The 16,985-nt window shown below is 67.1% G+C and carries 14 protein-coding genes; 8 read left to right on the top strand and 6 right to left on the bottom strand.

Going from position 1 to position 16,985, the window contains the following annotated elements; translation table 11 throughout:
* Window positions 1-7: 7 nt before the first annotated feature.
* The gene (locus tag ACFFGN_RS15530) at window positions 8-2,686 is read right to left on the bottom strand and encodes a bifunctional acetate--CoA ligase family protein/GNAT family N-acetyltransferase (RefSeq protein ID WP_380047961.1); all 2,679 of its coding nucleotides are present in this window, start codon (window positions 2,684-2,686) and stop codon (window positions 8-10) included.
* Window positions 2,687-2,798: 112 nt separating this feature from the next.
* Between ACFFGN_RS15530 and ACFFGN_RS15525 the strand changes: the two genes are divergently transcribed.
* The 7 genes from ACFFGN_RS15525 to ACFFGN_RS15495 all read left to right on the top strand — a co-directional run bounded on the left by ACFFGN_RS15525 (window position 2,799) and on the right by ACFFGN_RS15495 (window position 8,065).
* The gene (locus tag ACFFGN_RS15525) at window positions 2,799-4,532 is read left to right on the top strand and encodes an AMP-binding protein (RefSeq protein WP_380047959.1); all 1,734 of its coding nucleotides are present in this window, start codon (window positions 2,799-2,801) and stop codon (window positions 4,530-4,532) included.
* Window positions 4,533-4,588: 56 nt separating this feature from the next.
* The gene (locus ACFFGN_RS15520; RefSeq protein ID WP_380047956.1) at window positions 4,589-5,095 is read left to right on the top strand and encodes a SigE family RNA polymerase sigma factor; all 507 of its coding nucleotides are present in this window, start codon (window positions 4,589-4,591) and stop codon (window positions 5,093-5,095) included.
* Window positions 5,092-5,913, top strand: a complete 822-nt coding sequence (locus tag ACFFGN_RS15515) for a hypothetical protein (RefSeq protein WP_380047954.1) — start codon at window positions 5,092-5,094, stop codon at window positions 5,911-5,913. Before ACFFGN_RS15520 ends, ACFFGN_RS15515 begins: the two co-directional genes overlap by 4 nt.
* Before the next feature lie 48 nt (window positions 5,914-5,961).
* Window positions 5,962-6,612 carry a GNAT family N-acetyltransferase gene (locus tag ACFFGN_RS15510; protein ID WP_380047952.1) on the top strand — a complete coding sequence of 217 codons (651 nt, stop codon included), beginning with the start codon at window positions 5,962-5,964 and terminating at the stop codon, window positions 6,610-6,612.
* A gap of 76 nt (window positions 6,613-6,688) precedes the next feature.
* Window positions 6,689-7,048, top strand: a complete 360-nt coding sequence (locus tag ACFFGN_RS15505) for an NIPSNAP family protein (protein ID WP_380047950.1) — start codon at window positions 6,689-6,691, stop codon at window positions 7,046-7,048.
* Entirely contained in the window at window positions 7,038-7,820 is a 783-nt protein-coding gene (locus ACFFGN_RS15500) for an ABC transporter permease (protein WP_380047948.1), read from the top strand. Before ACFFGN_RS15505 ends, ACFFGN_RS15500 begins: the two co-directional genes overlap by 11 nt.
* Window positions 7,817-8,065: a DUF2630 family protein gene (locus ACFFGN_RS15495; RefSeq protein WP_380047946.1), complete on the top strand. Its 249-nt coding sequence runs from the start codon at window positions 7,817-7,819 to the stop codon at window positions 8,063-8,065. Before ACFFGN_RS15500 ends, ACFFGN_RS15495 begins: the two co-directional genes overlap by 4 nt.
* Before the next feature lie 1,510 nt (window positions 8,066-9,575).
* On the opposite strand, the gene ACFFGN_RS15490 is transcribed toward ACFFGN_RS15495, so the two are convergent.
* From ACFFGN_RS15490 to wecB, 4 genes are read right to left on the bottom strand one after another with little or no spacing between them, the layout of a single operon-like run.
* A complete protein-coding gene (locus tag ACFFGN_RS15490; protein WP_380047944.1) occupies window positions 9,576-10,742 on the bottom strand; it encodes an acyltransferase family protein in 1,167 nt (388 codons plus the stop codon).
* A complete protein-coding gene (locus tag ACFFGN_RS15485) occupies window positions 10,732-11,964 on the bottom strand; it encodes an FG-GAP repeat domain-containing protein (RefSeq protein ID WP_380047942.1) in 1,233 nt (410 codons plus the stop codon). Before ACFFGN_RS15485 ends, ACFFGN_RS15490 begins: the two co-directional genes overlap by 11 nt.
* A 30-nt stretch (window positions 11,965-11,994) precedes the next feature.
* Entirely contained in the window at window positions 11,995-12,696 is a 702-nt protein-coding gene (locus ACFFGN_RS15480; RefSeq protein WP_380047940.1) for a hypothetical protein, read from the bottom strand.
* The gene (wecB, locus tag ACFFGN_RS15475) at window positions 12,696-13,877 is read right to left on the bottom strand and encodes a non-hydrolyzing UDP-N-acetylglucosamine 2-epimerase (protein ID WP_380047938.1); all 1,182 of its coding nucleotides are present in this window, start codon (window positions 13,875-13,877) and stop codon (window positions 12,696-12,698) included. Before wecB ends, ACFFGN_RS15480 begins: the two co-directional genes overlap by 1 nt.
* Window positions 13,878-14,009: 132 nt before the next feature.
* Between wecB and ACFFGN_RS15470 the strand changes: the two genes are divergently transcribed.
* Window positions 14,010-14,897, top strand: coding sequence for a helix-turn-helix domain-containing protein (locus ACFFGN_RS15470; protein WP_380047936.1), 888 nt, complete (start codon window positions 14,010-14,012; stop codon window positions 14,895-14,897).
* 24 nt (window positions 14,898-14,921) lie between these two features.
* Here ACFFGN_RS15470 and ACFFGN_RS15465 read toward each other — a convergent pair whose 3' ends face one another.
* A complete protein-coding gene (locus ACFFGN_RS15465) occupies window positions 14,922-16,628 on the bottom strand; it encodes an FAD-binding oxidoreductase (protein WP_380047934.1) in 1,707 nt (568 codons plus the stop codon).
* Window positions 16,629-16,985: the final 357 nt, after the last annotated feature.

Below are 16,985 nucleotides of genomic sequence, written 5' to 3'. Positions count from 1 at the left end.
GCCTTGGTCAGGTGAGGCGACGGGCGGGGGTGTCCTGGCGCGGCTTCTCGTTCGGGGCGATGCGGATGGCGGTGTCGAGCACGGTGGCACCGTCGGGGCCGACAAGAACCGAGCGCAGTTCGATCCGGACCACCTCTTCCAGATCGAGCGCGAGCCGTCCGACGCGATGCAGCAGCACCTCGATCGAGGCGATGTCGACCGGGTCCGTGCCGCGGTAGCCGAACAGCATCGGCGCCGCGCGCACTTCCCGGACCATCTCGGCGGCGTCGGCGAGCGTCAACGGCGGCATCCGGTACGAGCGATCGCCCAGCAGGTCCGTCGCGACACCCGACAGGCCGAACGACACGACCGGACCGTACGAGACGTCCTCCACCGCGTCGATCACCACCGGCACACCCGGCGGCACCATCTTCTGTACGACGAACTGGGCCCGCCCCGGGTCCGACGCCACGCCGAAGGTCTCGGTCATCTCGCGCCAGGCCTCGCGCATGTCGTCCTCGTCGTGAATGTGCCGCCAGATGTCGGCGAGGTCCGGGCGCATCCGCCATTGCTCGGCCGTGGCCTTGAGAATGACCTCCCAGCCGAGATCGGCCGCGCACGCGACGGCCTCGTCCGCGGAAAGCACCGGGTATGACGGCAGCACGTTGATGTCGTAGAAGCTCAGCAGGTGCTGGCGGTCATCCGGATCGAGGTCGGCGCCTTGCGGATACCGCTTCAGGTAGTCGGCGACGAAGGCCTCCGCGCCGCTGGTATCGATGTTCGGCAGATCCGGAATGTCGCTGTCGGCCCGGAGGCGCCATTCGGCGTACCCAGTGGCCTTGGCGAGGGCGCCAACGGCGTACTGCGGGGAGGAGTACGACGGGATCGACCCGCGCGCGGCGCCACCGTGCTCGCCTGGCACGCGCAGCATCTCGGGCACGCTCCGCGACGCAAGGAACGACGAGACCACCGGCTTGTCCGAACCGGCCGCGGCGGTCGCGAGTACGCGGGCCACCTCCTCGCCGGTGGTATGCAGCGGCGGCGCGAAGATCACCACCACCGAGTGGACCCGGTCGTCGGCGAACACATTGCCGAGCACGGCGGCGAAGTCGTCCGCGGACGCGTTGCCGCCGAGCGTCATCGGGTCACCGATGATCTCGAGACCGTGCATGGCAGCGGCGTCCATCGCGAGCAGGGTGAGCGCGTCGGAGTTGCTGACGATCGCCACGTTCCGCCCCCGCGGCAAGGGCTGGTGCGCGAGCAACTGGGCCACGTCGAACATCTCGCCGGTGGTGTCGACCCCGATCAGGCCGCTCTGCCGGAACAGCGCCTCGGATGTGGCCGGGGGCAACTGACTGCGCCGGACGGTATGCCCGAGCGGAACGCCCTGGGTGGCGCGGCCCGAGCGCAGCGCGACGACGGGCTTGCGACCGGCCAGACGACGGGCCACCCGGCTGAACTTGCGCGGATTGCCGAGGGACTCCAGGTAGAGCAGGACCACCTCGGTCGCCTCGTCGGAGTACCAGTACTGCATCAGGTCGTTGCCCGAGACATCCGCCCGGTTGCCCGCGGAAACGAAACTGGACAGGCCGATGCCACGAGCAACCACGTCCGCGAGGATCGCGACGCCGAGCGCGCCCGACTGGCAGAAGAAGGCCACCCGGCCGCGATCCGGCATCAACGGCGAGAGTGTCGCATTCAGCGAAATGGCCGGGTCGGTGTTGATCAGGCCGAGGCAGTTCGGGCCGATCACGCGCATACCGTACGACCGGGCTAGGCCGACCAGGCGGCGCTGCCGGCGGCGGCCCTCCTCGCCGACCTCGGCGAAACCACTCGACACCACGACCAGCCCGCGAACGCCCTTCGCCGCGCAGTCGAGCACCACGTCGATCACCGACTCGGCCGGTACGGCGACCACGGCCAGGTCGACCGACGAATCCACGTCGCGAATGGTCGGAAAGGCTTGCACGCCCTCGATCTCGTCGGCTCCGGCATTGATCGCATACAGCTCGCCGGTGAAACCGCCGTCGCGCAGATCCCGCAGCAAGGCGTTGCCGATGGTGCCCTCGCGCCGGCTGGCTCCGATCACGGCCACACTGGCCGGGGTCATCAGCCGCTCGATCGACTTGGCCTCGGACCGTTGCTCGCGCGACTGCATCACGCCGAACGACGTATCGGTGGGCGCGATGTCGAACTCGACCACGATCACGCCGTCCTCGAACTCACGCGCGACCTTGTAGCCGGCCTCGGTGAAGACGGTGATCATCTTGCGGTTGTCCGGCAGCACCTCGGCGATGAACTTGCCGATGCCCTGCTCCCGGGCGGCCTGCGCGAGATGCTCCAGCAGCAGTTGCCCGAGTCCCCGGCCCTGATGCGCGTCCTCGATCAGGAAGGCCACCTCGGCGACGGTCGGCGCGGTTCGTTCATACCGCCCGACGCCGATCATCTCGTCGCCGACCGTCACGATCAGCGCCAGCCGGCCCCGGTAGTCGACCTGAGTGAAGCGGGCCACGTCCCGGCTCGACAGCTCCGGGTACGGCGCGAAGAAGCGGTAGTACTTCGACTGCTCCGACACCCGGGCGTAGAACGCCACCAGTAGCTCCGCGTCCTCGGCCGTGATCGGTCGCAGATGCGCGGTCGAGCCGTCACGAAGCACAACGTCCGCTTCCAGCTCTCCCGGGTAGCCCGGCTGCTCCACCGCTGTCACGCCGCCAGCGTACTCAACCCCCCCGACAAACAACTGGCCCCCGCGTAACGCGCCGGTGCTCCCCGGGGTGGCGGGTGTTGAACGGGGGGAACTGGTGGGTAATAGTGCGGGGATGAGCGCGGAGCTGAGTACCTCGGAGACCACGCGGGCCTTTCGTACGGCGCGGGACTTGCTGGTGGCGTACCGGGAGGACTACGAGACGGCCTACCGGGAGTTCCGGTGGCCGGAGTTCGAGCGGTTCAACTGGGCGCGGGACTGGTTTGACGCGTTGGCGGTGGAACAGCCCGAGGTGGCGGCTCTGACGATCGTGGAGGAGGACGGCGCCGCCGAGACTCTCACGTACGCCGAGATGGCTGAGCGGTCCCGGCAGGTGGCTGGGTGGTTGGCTGCCAACGGCGTCAAACAGGGTGACCGGGTCTTGATCGTGCTCGGGAACGTTGTGCCGCTCTGGGAAATCATGCTGGCCTGCATCCGGCTCGGCGCGGTCATGATCCCTGCGACGACTCTGCTCACTGATACCGACTTGGCCGACCGGATCAGCCGGGGCGACGTTCGATGCGTTGTAACCGCTTCTAGCGACGTAGACCGCTACACCGGGATTGCCGATCACTGCATCCGGGTGGCCGTCGGATCGCTGCTGGACGGCGCCCACGCGTCGGCAGATGCTGCAGCCGGTTGGCTCAGGTACGACGAGACACTCGACTTCGAGCCGGACGCCGTCCCCGAGGTGGATACAGCCGCTGACGACCCGATGCTGCTCTACTTCACCTCGGGCACTACTAGTCAGCCCAAGCTGGTTGAGCACACTCACGTCAGTTATCCCATCGGGCACCTCTCGACGATGTACTGGATCGGCCTGCAGCCCGGGGACATCCACTTGAACGTGTCGTCGCCGGGTTGGGCCAAGCACTCGTGGAGCAACGTCTTCGCACCTTGGAACGCCGGAGCGACGGTATTCCTCTACAACTACTCCCGGTTCGACGCGGCCAAGATGCTCGACGTACTGGCGACGTACGGCGTCACCACGTTCTGCGCGCCTCCGACGGTCTGGCGGATGCTCATCCAGGCCGACCTGTCCGCGGTCGAGGTGGCCGTGCGCGAGTGCATCTCAGCCGGTGAGCCGTTGAACCCGGAGGTGATCGAGCAGGTCCGCGCGGCATGGGACATCACCATCCGGGACGGATTCGGCCAGACCGAAACGACCGCGCAGATCGGCAACTCCCCCGGCCAGCCGGTCAAGCCCGGATCGATGGGCCGGCCGCTGCCGGGTTACGCGATCGCGCTGATCGACCCGGCCACCGACGAGATCGGCGACGACGGCGAGATCTGCCTCGAGCTGGCTCCGAAGCCGGTCGCGCTGATGCGGGGATACCGCGACGCGCCCGAGCTGACCGACGAGGTGATGCGCGGCGGCTTCTACCACACCGGCGACGTGGCCAGCCGGGACGAGGACGGCTACATCACGTACGTCGGACGGGCCGATGACGTCTTCAAGGCGAGCGACTACCGGATCTCGCCGTTCGAACTGGAATCGGTACTGATCGAACACCCGGCCGTCGCGGAGGCGGCGGTGGTGCCTTCGCCCGACCCGGTCCGCCTCGCGGTGCCGAAGGCGTACGTCGTACTCGCGGCGGGTTACGAGCCGAGCCGGGAACTCGCCGGGGAGATCCTGACGTATTGCCGGGAGCACCTCGCGGCGTACAAGCGGATCCGCCGGATCGAGTTCGCGGAGCTGCCGAAGACCATCTCGGGCAAGATCCGCCGGGTCGAGCTGCGCGCGAGCGAGGCCGAACGAACCGATCAGGGCGAATACTCGTACGACGAGGCCGATTTCCGCGACACGTAAACCTGGCGGTGGCCTGCTGAGTAGAGAAGGTGTAGGCCGACACATCAGGGGTGGTAATGGGACGACCCGACTGGGAGTCCGAGTACGTCGATTTCTTCGTGGCGCGGGCACCCGCGCTGCGCCGAACGGCGTACCTGATGTGCGGCGACTGGCAGATCGCCGAAGACCTGGTGCAAACCACGTTCGTGCGGCTCTACGTGCACTGGCGGCGGGTCCGCCAGGAGACCGTCGACGCGTACGCGCGGCGCATCCTGACCAACCTGTTCCTCTCGCGGCGGCGTACGGCACACCGCGAGCAGGTGACGGCCGAACTGCCCGAACTGCCCGGTGGCCACGACACTCCGCAGGAGGTAGGTGGCTGGCTGGAACTGGCCGACGTCCTCTCAGCGCTTACGGACCGCCAGCGCGCGATCGTGGCGCTGCGCTACGTGGACGACCTGCCGGTGGCGGAGGTGGCCGAACTGCTGGGGATCGCCGAGGGAACAGTCAAGAGCCACTCGAACCGAGCGCTACAGGCCCTTCGTACCGCGCTTGAGGCCCAACTGGAAAGGCCGACGCGATGATCGACGATCCAGTCCTTCGCGACGCTCTGAACGCGTACCTGCGGGATGAGCCGCCGATGCGGCTTACGCCTGAGACAGTCGTTCGATCCGGGCGACGCGGCCGGGCCATCCGGCAGACGGCCACGGCCGCCTTCAGCGCTCTGACCGTCGCAGTGATTGCCCTGGGCTTCCACGCCGCAGCCACCCGGAACATCACCCAGCCCGCTACACCCGGCGTGACGTCCACCACCGGCGTTGCGCCAACAGAGAGCTCAGAACCGGTTTCAGGCATCGGTGGCGATCCCGGCTACGTCGAGCCGGTTCCGAACCTCCTGGCCAACGTGGTTCGGCTCACCCTGCCGAAGTCGCCGCTGTACCTCAAGAACATCTACGCGAACGACTGGCGGCAGTCCACGCCGCTATCGCCCCAGGACGTCGAGAACGCTACCAACTGGCATGCGGTCTACCAGCTGGGACCGAACGCCTGGCACGAACTACGCGTCACCTTGTCCGTTAACCCGCCCGAAGCCACTTCAACTGCCGCGAAGGCCCGTCGTACCTGCAAGGGCGTTAAGCCGGTCTGCCTGATCTCACCCGGCCAGCGCGGTACGCACCTCGTCGTACAGGTAATGCCCACTGGACCCGGCACCTGGACTCGAACGGTCGTCCACCACATGTACGGCGACCGGTCGGCGGTGGCGCGTGAGCAAGTTCAGGCGTCCAGCCTGGCTCAGGCCAACAAGAGGTTCGCGATCCCGCTCGCACGGCTCAAGCAACTCGCTACCGATCCACGCCTGGTGGTTCCCGATCCGAAGGTCACTCCGCCTTTGCCGCGGTGAACGGAATCTCGGTTGTCCAGGGCATCGATGAGGGTCGATGCTGGTCGCATGACGTTCGACCCCTGGCCGTTCCGGCACCTCGTTCTCCGTACGCCGCGACTCGAACTGCGACCGGACGACGACGCAGGCCTGCTCGAACTGAACGAGGAAGCGCTCGCCGGGGTGTACGAGCCGGGGACCATGCCGTTTTCTGTGCCGTGGAACGAGGCGCCGCCGGAGGTGCAGGGTCGCCAGACGTTCCAGCACTACTGGGCGCAGCGCGCAGCCCTGGGCCCCGGCAACTGGACGATCAACTTCCTGATCCGCCTGGACGGCAAAGTAATTGGCGCGCAAGGGCTGACGGGCAAGGACTTCGGCGTTACCCGCGAGGTGAGCAGCGGCTCCTGGATCGCCCGGCGGCTGCAGGGTCAAGGCCTCGGTACGGAGATGCGAGCCGCCGTTCTGCTGTTCGCCTTCGACCACCTGGGCGCCCAGACTGCTCGGAGCGAGGCGTTCACGGACAACCCGGCATCGCAAAGCGTGTCGCGCAAGCTCGGTTATCAGCCCGACGGCACGATGACGGTCGACCGGATGGGCAAGCGCGCAACTCAGGTGCGACTCTTGCTGCCGGCAAGCGAATTCGTTCGGCCGGAGTGGCAATTGGAGGTCAGCGGGCTCGAGGACTGCCTGCCGCTGCTGGATCCGGCCGAGCAGGACTGACACCGCGCGTCTGTCGCGCCGTACGGTCGGGTAAAACTGACGGCGGGCGACCGGTATGCCGTTTACCCTCGGCCGGGTGACTACCGAAATGATCGAGATCCGCACCTACCGCCTCAAGCCCGGGACTCGGGACGAATTCGTCCGGGTCATGCAGGAAGAGGCCCGGCCGCTCCTCGCCGCGGCCGGTATCCGTGTCGTCGCCGCCGGCCCGTCACTGGTGGACGAGGACGGCGTCGAGGAGGCGTATTTGATCCGGGCGTTCCCCTCGGTCGAGGCCCAGCAGGAGGACGCGTTCTACTCCAGCGAGCCTTGGCTGAACGGTCCACGCGAGGCGATCGTGTCCCGCATCGAGAGCTACCACACCGTCGTACTGCCGGCGTCTGTCTTCTCGTTGCTCGCGTCGTCCGGTTCGGATCATGCCGAGGGTGTTCAATGAACTGATGTGGCATGACACCGGCCTAGGCCTCGCGGCGGTCGTAGTCCTCCCCCTGCTGGTCGTGATCGCGGTAGTGGCTTCGCGGCTCGCCTCGCTCCGGCACGAACGTGGCGTACTGACGGCATCCTTGCGGGCGGTACTGCAACTGGCCGTGGTCGGCGCGCTGGTCGGGTTCGCCCTGCAATCGATGCTCGGGGCCCTTGCCTTCATCACGGTCATGCTCATGGTGGCGACCATCACGAGCACGCTGCGGCTGTCATCGCTCGCGGCGGTTCCGGGGTTGTACCTGCACTGCGCTCTCGCGATCGCCCTGCCCGCCGCGTTCGTCCTGGCGTTACTCCTGCTGCCGGGCGTCGTACCGCGCAACCCGGCGACCTTGCTCCCGACCGGCGGCATCATCATCGGCGGCGCCATGAACGCCACCACCCTGGCCGGCCGCCGCCTGCTGTCCGAATACGGCGGCCGGTACGGCGAATACGAGGCGGGCCTGTCGATCGGCCTCCTACCGGCCCAGGCCTTCCGGCTCGTGGCCGGCCCAACCGCGGGCGACGCGTTGTTGCCGGCGCTGGATCAAACGCGCACGGTGGGTCTCGTCACTCTGCCCGGGGCGTTCGTTGGCATGGTGCTGGGTGGCGCGTCCCCGACCGCGGCGGCCGCGTTGCAGTTGGTGGTGCTGATTTCGTTGCTGGCGGCCCAGTCTTTGGCCATCCTCACGATCAAGGAATTGCTGGCCCGATCGGTCCTTCCCGACGGGCGTACCGTGAAGGTATGACCGAAGACGGCTCGATCTTCCAGCGAATCGACGAGCTCGTCGGCGAGGAACACGCCCTCCGCGCCAAACTCGCCGCCCGCGAGATCACCGCCGAAGAGGAACACGCCCGCCTCAAAACCCTAGCGGCCGAACTAGACCGCTGCTGGGACCTCCTCCGCCAACGCCGAGCCAAACGCGAATACGGCGAAGACCCCACCACCGCCCAACCCCGCCCCACCGAGGTCGTCGAAAAGTACCTGAACTAACCGACCGGCCCACCTGAGGGCACGGTTGAGCACACCGACCACAGCTGGCGGCGCACGGTTGAGCGCGGCGGGGTGTTACGGCGTTGCGTCGATTCGTCTGTATTCGCTCGCCCCTGACCGCGGCGGGTTCCCTGTGGTCGCTGACGTAGGCGGGCGAATTCGGATGAATCGTCGCCTACGTCCGCGGTGAATCACCCAGGCCGGTAGATCCGTGGTCACCCGTCCCCCTGAGTCTTGCGAATTGTCAGGTCGGTCCGGGCCGCGTCAAGGGTTGGAATCGGCTGCGCCGACGCATGCGCGCCCTTGACGCGGCCCGAACCAACCAAGGGCAGCGGGCTATCAGGGGGACGGGTGAGGTCTGACCGGGTTCGCGAGATCCCGCACGTTGTGCGTCGGGTTGTCCCGTGCGCTCCGCGCCAAGTTGTCCCGTGCGCTCCGTGCCAGGTTGCCCCGCACGCTGGGCGTCGGGATGTCCGGCACACTCCACGTCGGCGTCGCGTGGGTGGTAGGCGGCCGGCGGCTAGTTAGCGACCAACTTGCGGTCCCGATGGCCCGGTTGATCCTTCAGCCGGACCGGCTACCGACTTTTGGTACGACTACCCGGCTGCAACCGGGTAGCGGTCAAACAACTCGGCAGCGGGCCCACCACAAACCGCTAGCCGTGCGAAAACCCGGCACCGGGCCGTACGGAGCACTCAGGAACGTCGGGTTGAGCGGCGCCTGGCCCCAGGTGAGGGCGGTTGGACGGTGCCTGGCGGTGGCTGGCCCTTCGGATGGCGGATTGAGCGGCCCCCTGGGAGTGGCTGGCCCTTCGGAAGGTGGGTTACCACCTCGGAATCCCAGGTGGTAACCCACCATCCGAGTGGCCAGCCACTCCCAGGTTCACCCCGTCGTGCCCGTCTGGGACCGGATCACGGGCGCGGGCGGTTAACGCGGGCCGATGCCGGACGGAGGCGGCAGGTTACGGGAGGCGTCGGGTTGCGCGATCGGCGGGAGGCGTCGGGTTGCGCAGGCGGCGGAGGCGGCGGGGTGGATAGCCTCGGCGCCCCGCGTTTGTCGGCGGGACCAGTTGGGACTCCACGGCAACCAGACCGCCTCGGCCCGCCTCGACCGACCACTTGCGGTGCCACGGCAACCACCCGAGTCGACCGGGCATACCTCACCCGTCCCCCTGATAGCCCGCTGCCCTTGGTGGACCCGGGACGGGTCAAGGGCGCGCACGCGTCGGCGAAGCCGATCTCGAACCTTGACGCGTCCCGGGTCCACCTGACAATTCGAGAGACTCAGGGGGACGGGTGACCACCGAACCCCCTCCCGGCTTCGGGGATTCCCGGGCACGAGAAGTCGTCGATTCGTCCGATTCGCCTGCCTACGTGAGCGACCACAGCGGGCCGCCGTACGAAAGGACGAGCGAATGCAGACGAATCGACGCAACCGTGAGGACGACCCGCCGCGGGGCGGGCGGGCCGTCGCGGGCGGGCGGGCCGTCGTTGGGGTGGGGCGGTGAGGGCTAAGGGGTTTTGATTAGAGGTGGGGTGGCCGGGGTTCGGGTGGGGCGGGGGCGGGACCAGCGGTTCATGGTGGGGCGTTCGATTAGGGCGTAGAGGGCCCAGCCGGCTAGCAGGGTGGCAGCGAAGAGGGCGGCGGTTACGAGCAGGGCGACCGGGGTGGAGAAGGGGTCGGAGGGGAAGAGGGTTCGGCCGTAGAAGACGACTACGCCTTGGCAGATGTAGAAGCCGAAGGAGATTTCGCCGAGCCACCGCCATTTCCGCCCGTTGACGCCGGTGTTCTCGCCCCGGATGTCCGCCATCGCGAAAGCCCCGATGACCAGCACGATCGGCAGGATGCTCGCGACCGAGAATCCGTACACGAACGGCGCCTTGAGCGCGACGACGTACCCGAGAATGATCGCCGGAATCGACCAGCGGATATCGATCCGCGGGAACTTCCCGGTCATCACCGCCCGCGCCACCAGCATCCCGATGATGAACTCGAACAACCTCGGCACCGGGAAGATGTAGCCGAACCAGAACTGGGTTACCGAGATCGGCGTGATCGGCGACTTGGGCGAATCGCTGATCACGTACTGCGTGACAACCTGCACGAGCACCATGCAGACCACCGCCACGCCGATCCACAGCCAAAGCCGGTTCGCCGCGATTCGCCGGATCGGCCGGATCAGCAGCGGAAACGCCAGGTAGAACAGCAGCTCGCTGCACAACGTCCACGACGGCGGGTTCACGCTGACGTAGACATCGCCCTGCGGGAACATCGAATGCAGCAGGAAGATGTTCGGGATCCATGCGCCCGGCCGGGTGATCGCGCCGGCGAAGAGGATCATCGCCAGCGCGAACATGACCAGATGGTTCGGGAAGATCTTCAGCAGCCGCCGACGATAGAACGGCAGCGCGCCCTCCCCCGGCGTCGCCGACCAGGTGATGACGAAACCGCTCAGCACGAAGAAGAACGACACCCCGAGATAGCCGGCTTTACTGAACAACACCTCGAGGAACGACGCGAGGCCTTCGTTCGCGAACGGGTTCACCGCCGTGTTCGGCGGCACCGGCGAGTTCGACAGCGTGACGTGAAAGCAGAACACCAGCAGCGCCGCGATGAACCGCAGCCCGGTCAGCGAATGCAGTGGCGGACGCTTGCCAACGGCAACTTCAGGAGCCATCGGACACCGCCTGCGGGATTTCGTTGCGATAGACCATGACCTTCGCGTCCTTGGCGACGTAGTAGTTCTGCACCGAGTACGCGATCGTGGCGAAGTCGAGCCGCCCGTCGCCGTTGAAGTCGGCGGTCGCGATGCGGGCAACGGACTCGTCGGCTACGCGCCACTTCGCCCAGACGCCGTTCTGCGCGTCGATCGCCTTGTAGTACATGACTCCCTGCCACGGCCAAGGCCCGCGCAGCGCGACCAGGAACTCGTCGTCGCCGTCGCCGTCGAAGTCCGCGCACACGATCTGATGCCCGGGCCCTTCGCCGTTTTCGTTCGGGTCGCCGTACACGTCGAGGATCGTGCGTTGCCAGGCTCCGGCCTCGTCCTTCACGTAGACGCCGACGGTGTTGCCGTGGAAAGGCTCGAGCGCGGCGACGTACGCGAACGGGTCTCCACCGAGGCCACCCGCATCGAGATCACCGCTGCCGCGGAAGCCGGTCTGCTCGAACTGGCTGAGTTCCCCGGTCCCGATCAGCTCCTTGCGCCACTCCCCCTGCGCCGCGTCGAACCAGAGCCAGGTGACGCCTTCGTCGGACGCGAGCAGGATCGACTCAAGGTCGGAACCAGGAATCAGGCCCTTGCGCTTCTCCGCGCCGTGGATCATCCGGAACGAGGTGTCGTCGATGACGGTCTTCTCCCACTCCTCCGCGGCGTACACGTCGTCGGGCTGGGTGAAGAGAACCACCGGCAGTACGGCGTGCACGTCGGCCTTCGCGACGATGGGCAGGCCGATCACCTCGAGGCGCTCGGTCTGGGTGAAGTGGCCGACGCGGAGGCGGTGCATGCCGGTCGCGCGGCCGATGTAGTGCTTCTTCCAGCGTTCATCGGTCTTGCCGGCGTTCCCCGGATTCTCGATCCAGTCGATCTTGCCGCCGGCCTCGTCCGGGTCGTGGATCGTGCCGATCGGGCCGTACAGCTCGTAGCAAACGACGACATCGGGATGACCGTTACCGCTGATGTCGGCGTAGTCGGCGCCGACCGGCATGCGATAGCCGTCGGTCACGAGGCGGCGGGGCCAGCCGGGCTCGTTGGCGTACCAGTAGATCTCGCCGAGGCGGAGGCCGTAGCCGAAGAGGTCCGGGCTGCCGTCGCCGTCGATGTCGGGCGCCTCCAGCCAGTAGCCGTCGCGCAGTTGCTCGGCAACGATCTCAGCGGTGAATTTGGGCGGTGTCACCATGATTTTCCCTTTCCTCCAGGAAGAAACGCACTAAACGGCGTGGTATTCGACGGCAAGCCAGACACAATCCGTGTCGGCGCGGTACTGGTGCCACGGGTAGCTGAAACCGCCATCGGGACGGCTGCGGCAAAACGGCACGGGCGGGGTATGACCGGGACTCATCAGCAGGTCCTCGTACAAGGTCGCGTGATCGCGCTCCTTGAACTTCTGCATCCGGCCATAACCGTCGATCTGCGAGTGGATCTCGATGAACTCGTGCACGTTATGGATCGCGCAATCCGTTCCCGCCGGCGCGAACCACAGGTTCACCGACACCCGGAACGACCGCGGACCAACCGGCCCAGGCTCACCGAGCGCCTCCGCCGGGTCGAACTCGAACACTCCGAGGTCTTCCACCGGTCCGCGGTACAGCAAGGTCTCGCGCGGAAACCCCGGAAGCAGGTCCGCGAACAAACTCCACCCGGGCTCGTCCACAATCCCGGCGATGCCATCACGCCGGGAATGCACCTTGAAAATCAACGCGGATTCACCCGACTCGATCCGGGTGTCCCGCAATACCGTCGAGGAGAACGCCGGAATAGGCCGGACCGGCTCCTCCCCCGCATACAGCGGAGTCAGCCGGGGGTTCACCACGATGGCCCGGCCCTCGATCGCGAAGTCCTTCGGCGCGTCGACGTACAACGCCTCGATGAAGGCGTTCGACGAGTTGATCAGGCGTACGTCGCCGGCCATCACGCCACCGAGGCCACAAGCTCGGGTGCGGGCAGGATCCGGCTGCCCGGTACGAACGGCATCACCGCGGGCCCGTCGCCGAAGAAGTGCGCGAGCGCGCCGACCACCCGGTCGGTCGCCTTGCCGTCGCCGTACGGATTGGCCGCCGTGGACATCCGGGCGTACAGGTCGGGATCGTGTAGCAGGCCCTTGACCTCGGCGGTGACCCGCGCCCGGGTCCGCCCGACCAGTCGCGCCGTACCGGCGGCCACGGCCTCGGGGCGTTCGGTGATGTCGCGCAGCACCAGCGTGGGCTTGCCCAGCGCCGGGCCTTCTTCCTCGGCGCCGCTGCTGTCCGACAAGATGATGTCGCTGCGCAGCATCAACCGGCAAAACGATACGTACGGTAGTGGATCCACAATATCGACGTTGGGCAGGCCGTCGATCTCGGCCAGCATCGCCTTGCGTACGACGGGATTGCGATGCAGTGGTACGACGATCCGGACCGCCTCGTCGGTCGCGATATCGCGGATGGCGGCACCGATCTCGTGCAGCATGCTCCAGGATTCGCGGCGGTGGGCCGACGCCAGGATGACGCGGCGCGGATCGTCGTCCAGGTCCTCCAGGCTCGGGTGGCCGTAGTCGACCGCCTGGCCACTGGCCCAGCGCAGCGCGTCGATCACGGTGTTGCCGGTGACAACGATCTTGGACTCGTTGATGCCCTCGCGAATCAGGTTCGCGTAGTTGCCGGGCGTTGGGGCGAGGTGCAGTTCGCTGATCTGGGCGACCAGCCGGCGATTGGCCTCCTCGGGGAACGGCGAGTACAGATTGCCGCTGCGCAGCCCGGCCTCGATGTGCACCACCGGGATCTGGTGGTGGAAGCCGGCCAGCCCGCCGGCCAGCGTGGTGGCGGTGTCGCCGTGCACCATCACGGCCTCGACACCGGCGTCGGTGAGCGGCCCGGCCAGACCGCTCAGGGCGCGGTGCGTGACCTGCGACAGCGTCTGCTTGTCGGTCATCACGCCGAGGTCGACGTCGGCACTGATACCGAAGGCGGCCAGTGTCTCGTCGAGCATCTGGCGGTGCTGGCCGGTGGACAGTACCAACGGGCTGAATCGGGGATCGTCAGCGAGCGCCCGGATCACGGGCGCGCACTTGATGGCTTCGGGGCGGGTGCCGAGGATGACAGCTACCTTGCGCATGGCGTCCTTCTTCCAGCCGCGGGGCAGCGCCCCGCGACATCGTGAATGGCGAGAATGTGAACGTTTGACTGGTACTGGCTGGGTCAGGCTCGGGCGTGTTGCAGCCGTCCGCGCGCGGGCATACTTGCGGACATGGACAAACCTGCTGAGTTGGGCGACTTCCTGCGCACGCGTCGCGCGCGCCTACAGCCGGCGGCTGTCGGCCTGACCTCCTACGGCGCTCGCCGGGTGCCCGGCCTGCGCCGGGAGGAACTGGCCCAGCTGGCCGGAGTCAGCGTGGCGTACTACACCCGGCTGGAGCAGGGGCAGAGTCAGAACGCCTCCGACGACGTGCTGGACGCGATCGCCCGTGCCTTGCAGTTGAGCGAGGACGAGACGATGCACCTGCGAAACCTCGCCCGGCCGACCCGCCGCAAGCGCCGGACGGCGCCGCGTCCGGAGGCGGCCCGGCCGGGAACCAAGCAGCTGATCGAGGCGATGGACGGTATCGCCGCGGTGGCGATGGACCGGCGCAGCGACGTACTGGCGTGGAACGAACTGGGTCACCAGCTGCTGGCGGGCCACTACGACGCCGACAGCCCGTACTCCGCGGAGACCCGGCCGAACCTGACCAGGATGCTGTTCCTCGACCCGCACACGCGCGAGCTGTACTCCCGCTGGGACGAGGAGGCCAAGCGCTCGGTCGCCTCGTTGCGGCTGGTCGCCGGGCGTCACCCCGACGACCTGCACCTGGCCGAGCTGATCGGTGAGCTGTCCATGAAGAGCACCGAGTTCGCCGGGCTCTGGTCGCGCCACCCGGTGCTCAACTGCACCTTCGGTACGAAGCATTTCCAGCACCCGGTGGTCGGCCAACTGGAGCTGTCGTTCGAGGTGGCACAGCTTCCCGACGACTCGGCGCACCGCATCCTGATGTACAGCGCCACGCCAGGTACGGCGTCCGAGGCCGCGCTGCGACTGCTCCTGTCGGGTGTGGATGACCTGGCCGGCTACAGCGCCGACCCGGCTCACCGCGAGGTTTGACATCGGACAGGTCGTCACGGGAGGTCAGGCCGGTTCGATGGACAACGCGTGGCGGAAGTAGTTCGTCGGGTCGTAGCGCCGCTTGACCTGCTGCAGCCGCGGGTAGTTCTCCTTGAAGTAGAGGGTTGACCACGGCACGCCGGACTTGTTGTGCCGGCTGTCGGCCATGTCGTTGTCGGGGTAGTTGATGTAGCAGCCGTCGGCGTTTGTTCCCGGTACGGGCACTCCCCCGGTCGTCGCGAAGAACTCCGAGAAGATGTCGCGGGCCCACCCGACGTAGAACTCGTCGTCGGACTCCTTCTCCCAGAACGTCTGGAAGCACATCTTGAAGATCGTGTCGCGCTGGGCGTTGGCGGTCGCGTTCGGCCGGACGGCGTTCACCTGGCCACCGAACGAGAACAGCACCAGCATCGTGTCCGGGTTCTGGAAGTCCGGCCGGGTCATGTGCTTGTAGACGGCCGCGATCTGCGCGTCGGTGAAGTTCTTCAACATGTACGCCGACTTGTGCACGCCGCGCGAAGTCGGATTGGTGATGGTCGGGTTGTTCGTCCCGACCAGGCGGGTCGCCTGCAGCCACGGCAGTACTCGCGGCTCGGCGAACCCGGGCAGTACGCCGATCTCCGCCAGCGGCTTGGTCACCTCCTGCGGGGTGATGTCCACGCCTTCGGTGATGGCGGCCAGGTAGTCGTCGAGAATCGCCCGGGCGTTCGGAATGTCGTTCGGCACCTGGGTGAACATGCCGAGGCTGCCGTGCGCGAGTGAGCTCACGTTGAAGAGGCTGCTCAGCTGCACGTTCGGGGACTTCGGTGAGGCGTTGCGCTCGTGCCAGGCGCCGAAGTTCTTCAGCAGCCTGGTGAACTTCGCCTTGGTCAACTGCTGCCACGGGAACTCGATCGCGCTGATCAGCACCGTGGACGGCGGGTTGATCAGCTGGTCCGAGGGGTTGTTGCCCTTGGCATCGGGTGAGCGGAACCAGTACTTCGTCACCACGCCGAAGTTGCCGCCACCCGCGCCGGTGTGACCCCACCACAGGTCGCGGTTCGGGTCGTTCGGCTCCCGGGTGGCGACTACCGTGCGAACCTGACCGCCATGGCCGACGGTCACCACCTCGACGGCGTACAGGTGATCGACCGTGAGGCCGTGGGCCCGGGACAGCAGGCCGTAGCCGCCGCCCGAGATGTGGCCGCCAACGCCGACGCTGTAGCAGATACCGCCCGGAATGGTGACGTTCCAGCCCTTGAACAGCGACTCGTACACGTTGATGAGCCGCGCGCCGGCCTCGACCGCGAACGCGCGGCGGACCTGGTCGTAGTACACCCGGGTCATCTGGGAGACGTCGAGCACGACCTCGATCTCGGGATTGCAGACGAAGTCGGAGAAGCAGTGACCGCCACCGCGGATCGAGACCCGCTTGCCGGCCCGGACCGCGTCCCGCACGGCCCGCTCGGCGTCTTCGGTGGAGGTGATCATGCGGATGTAGTCCGGCTGGGAGACGAAGCGCTGGTTGTTGCCCGTCGATAGTTCGCGATAGCGCGGGTCATCGGGCCGGATCGTCGGCCCACCCGGTACGCCGCCCGTACCGCCGGCCGCGGCCTGGGCAGCCGCGGTGGTGTCCGCCGGAACCCCGGCGAAGGCGGAGGCGGAGGTCGAGCCGGCCGCGGCCATGCCGCCGACCGCTGCCGCCGCGGTCCCTAGCAGAACGGATCTACGCTGCACCCCTGTTTCAGGCATGGTTGTACCCCTCACTGGCTTGATCATCTGGAAAGTCCGGAAATAATCTGCGCGGTCCCCAGGTTGAACAACACCCGAAGACTCCGGAAAGATTCGGATTCACTCAATGCCCCAGCGTGAATCCGAAAATAATCGCCCGCCCCCAGCGGCCGTGAAGTCAGACAATGACTTCGGTACCAGAATCTCTGCAATGTTGCAGTTTCGTCAAGCTAACTCCACGGTATGCATTGTGACGAAGATCACCCATATTTCGGTCGACAGCACAATGCTCGCGATGAATTGCCCGGCCGCAGCCAAACGTTTGTTATCGGCAGGTTTTGCGATCATCAACCAGTAGTTTCCGTACGGCGTTCTGGT

Origin of the sequence: Kribbella deserti (assembly GCF_042434725.1) — a bacterium.
GTDB classification, from domain to species: Bacteria; Actinomycetota; Actinomycetes; order Propionibacteriales; family Kribbellaceae; genus Kribbella; species Kribbella deserti.
The sequence above is the reverse complement of the archived record's forward strand: the minus strand, read 5'-3'. Positions and strand labels throughout refer to the sequence as shown.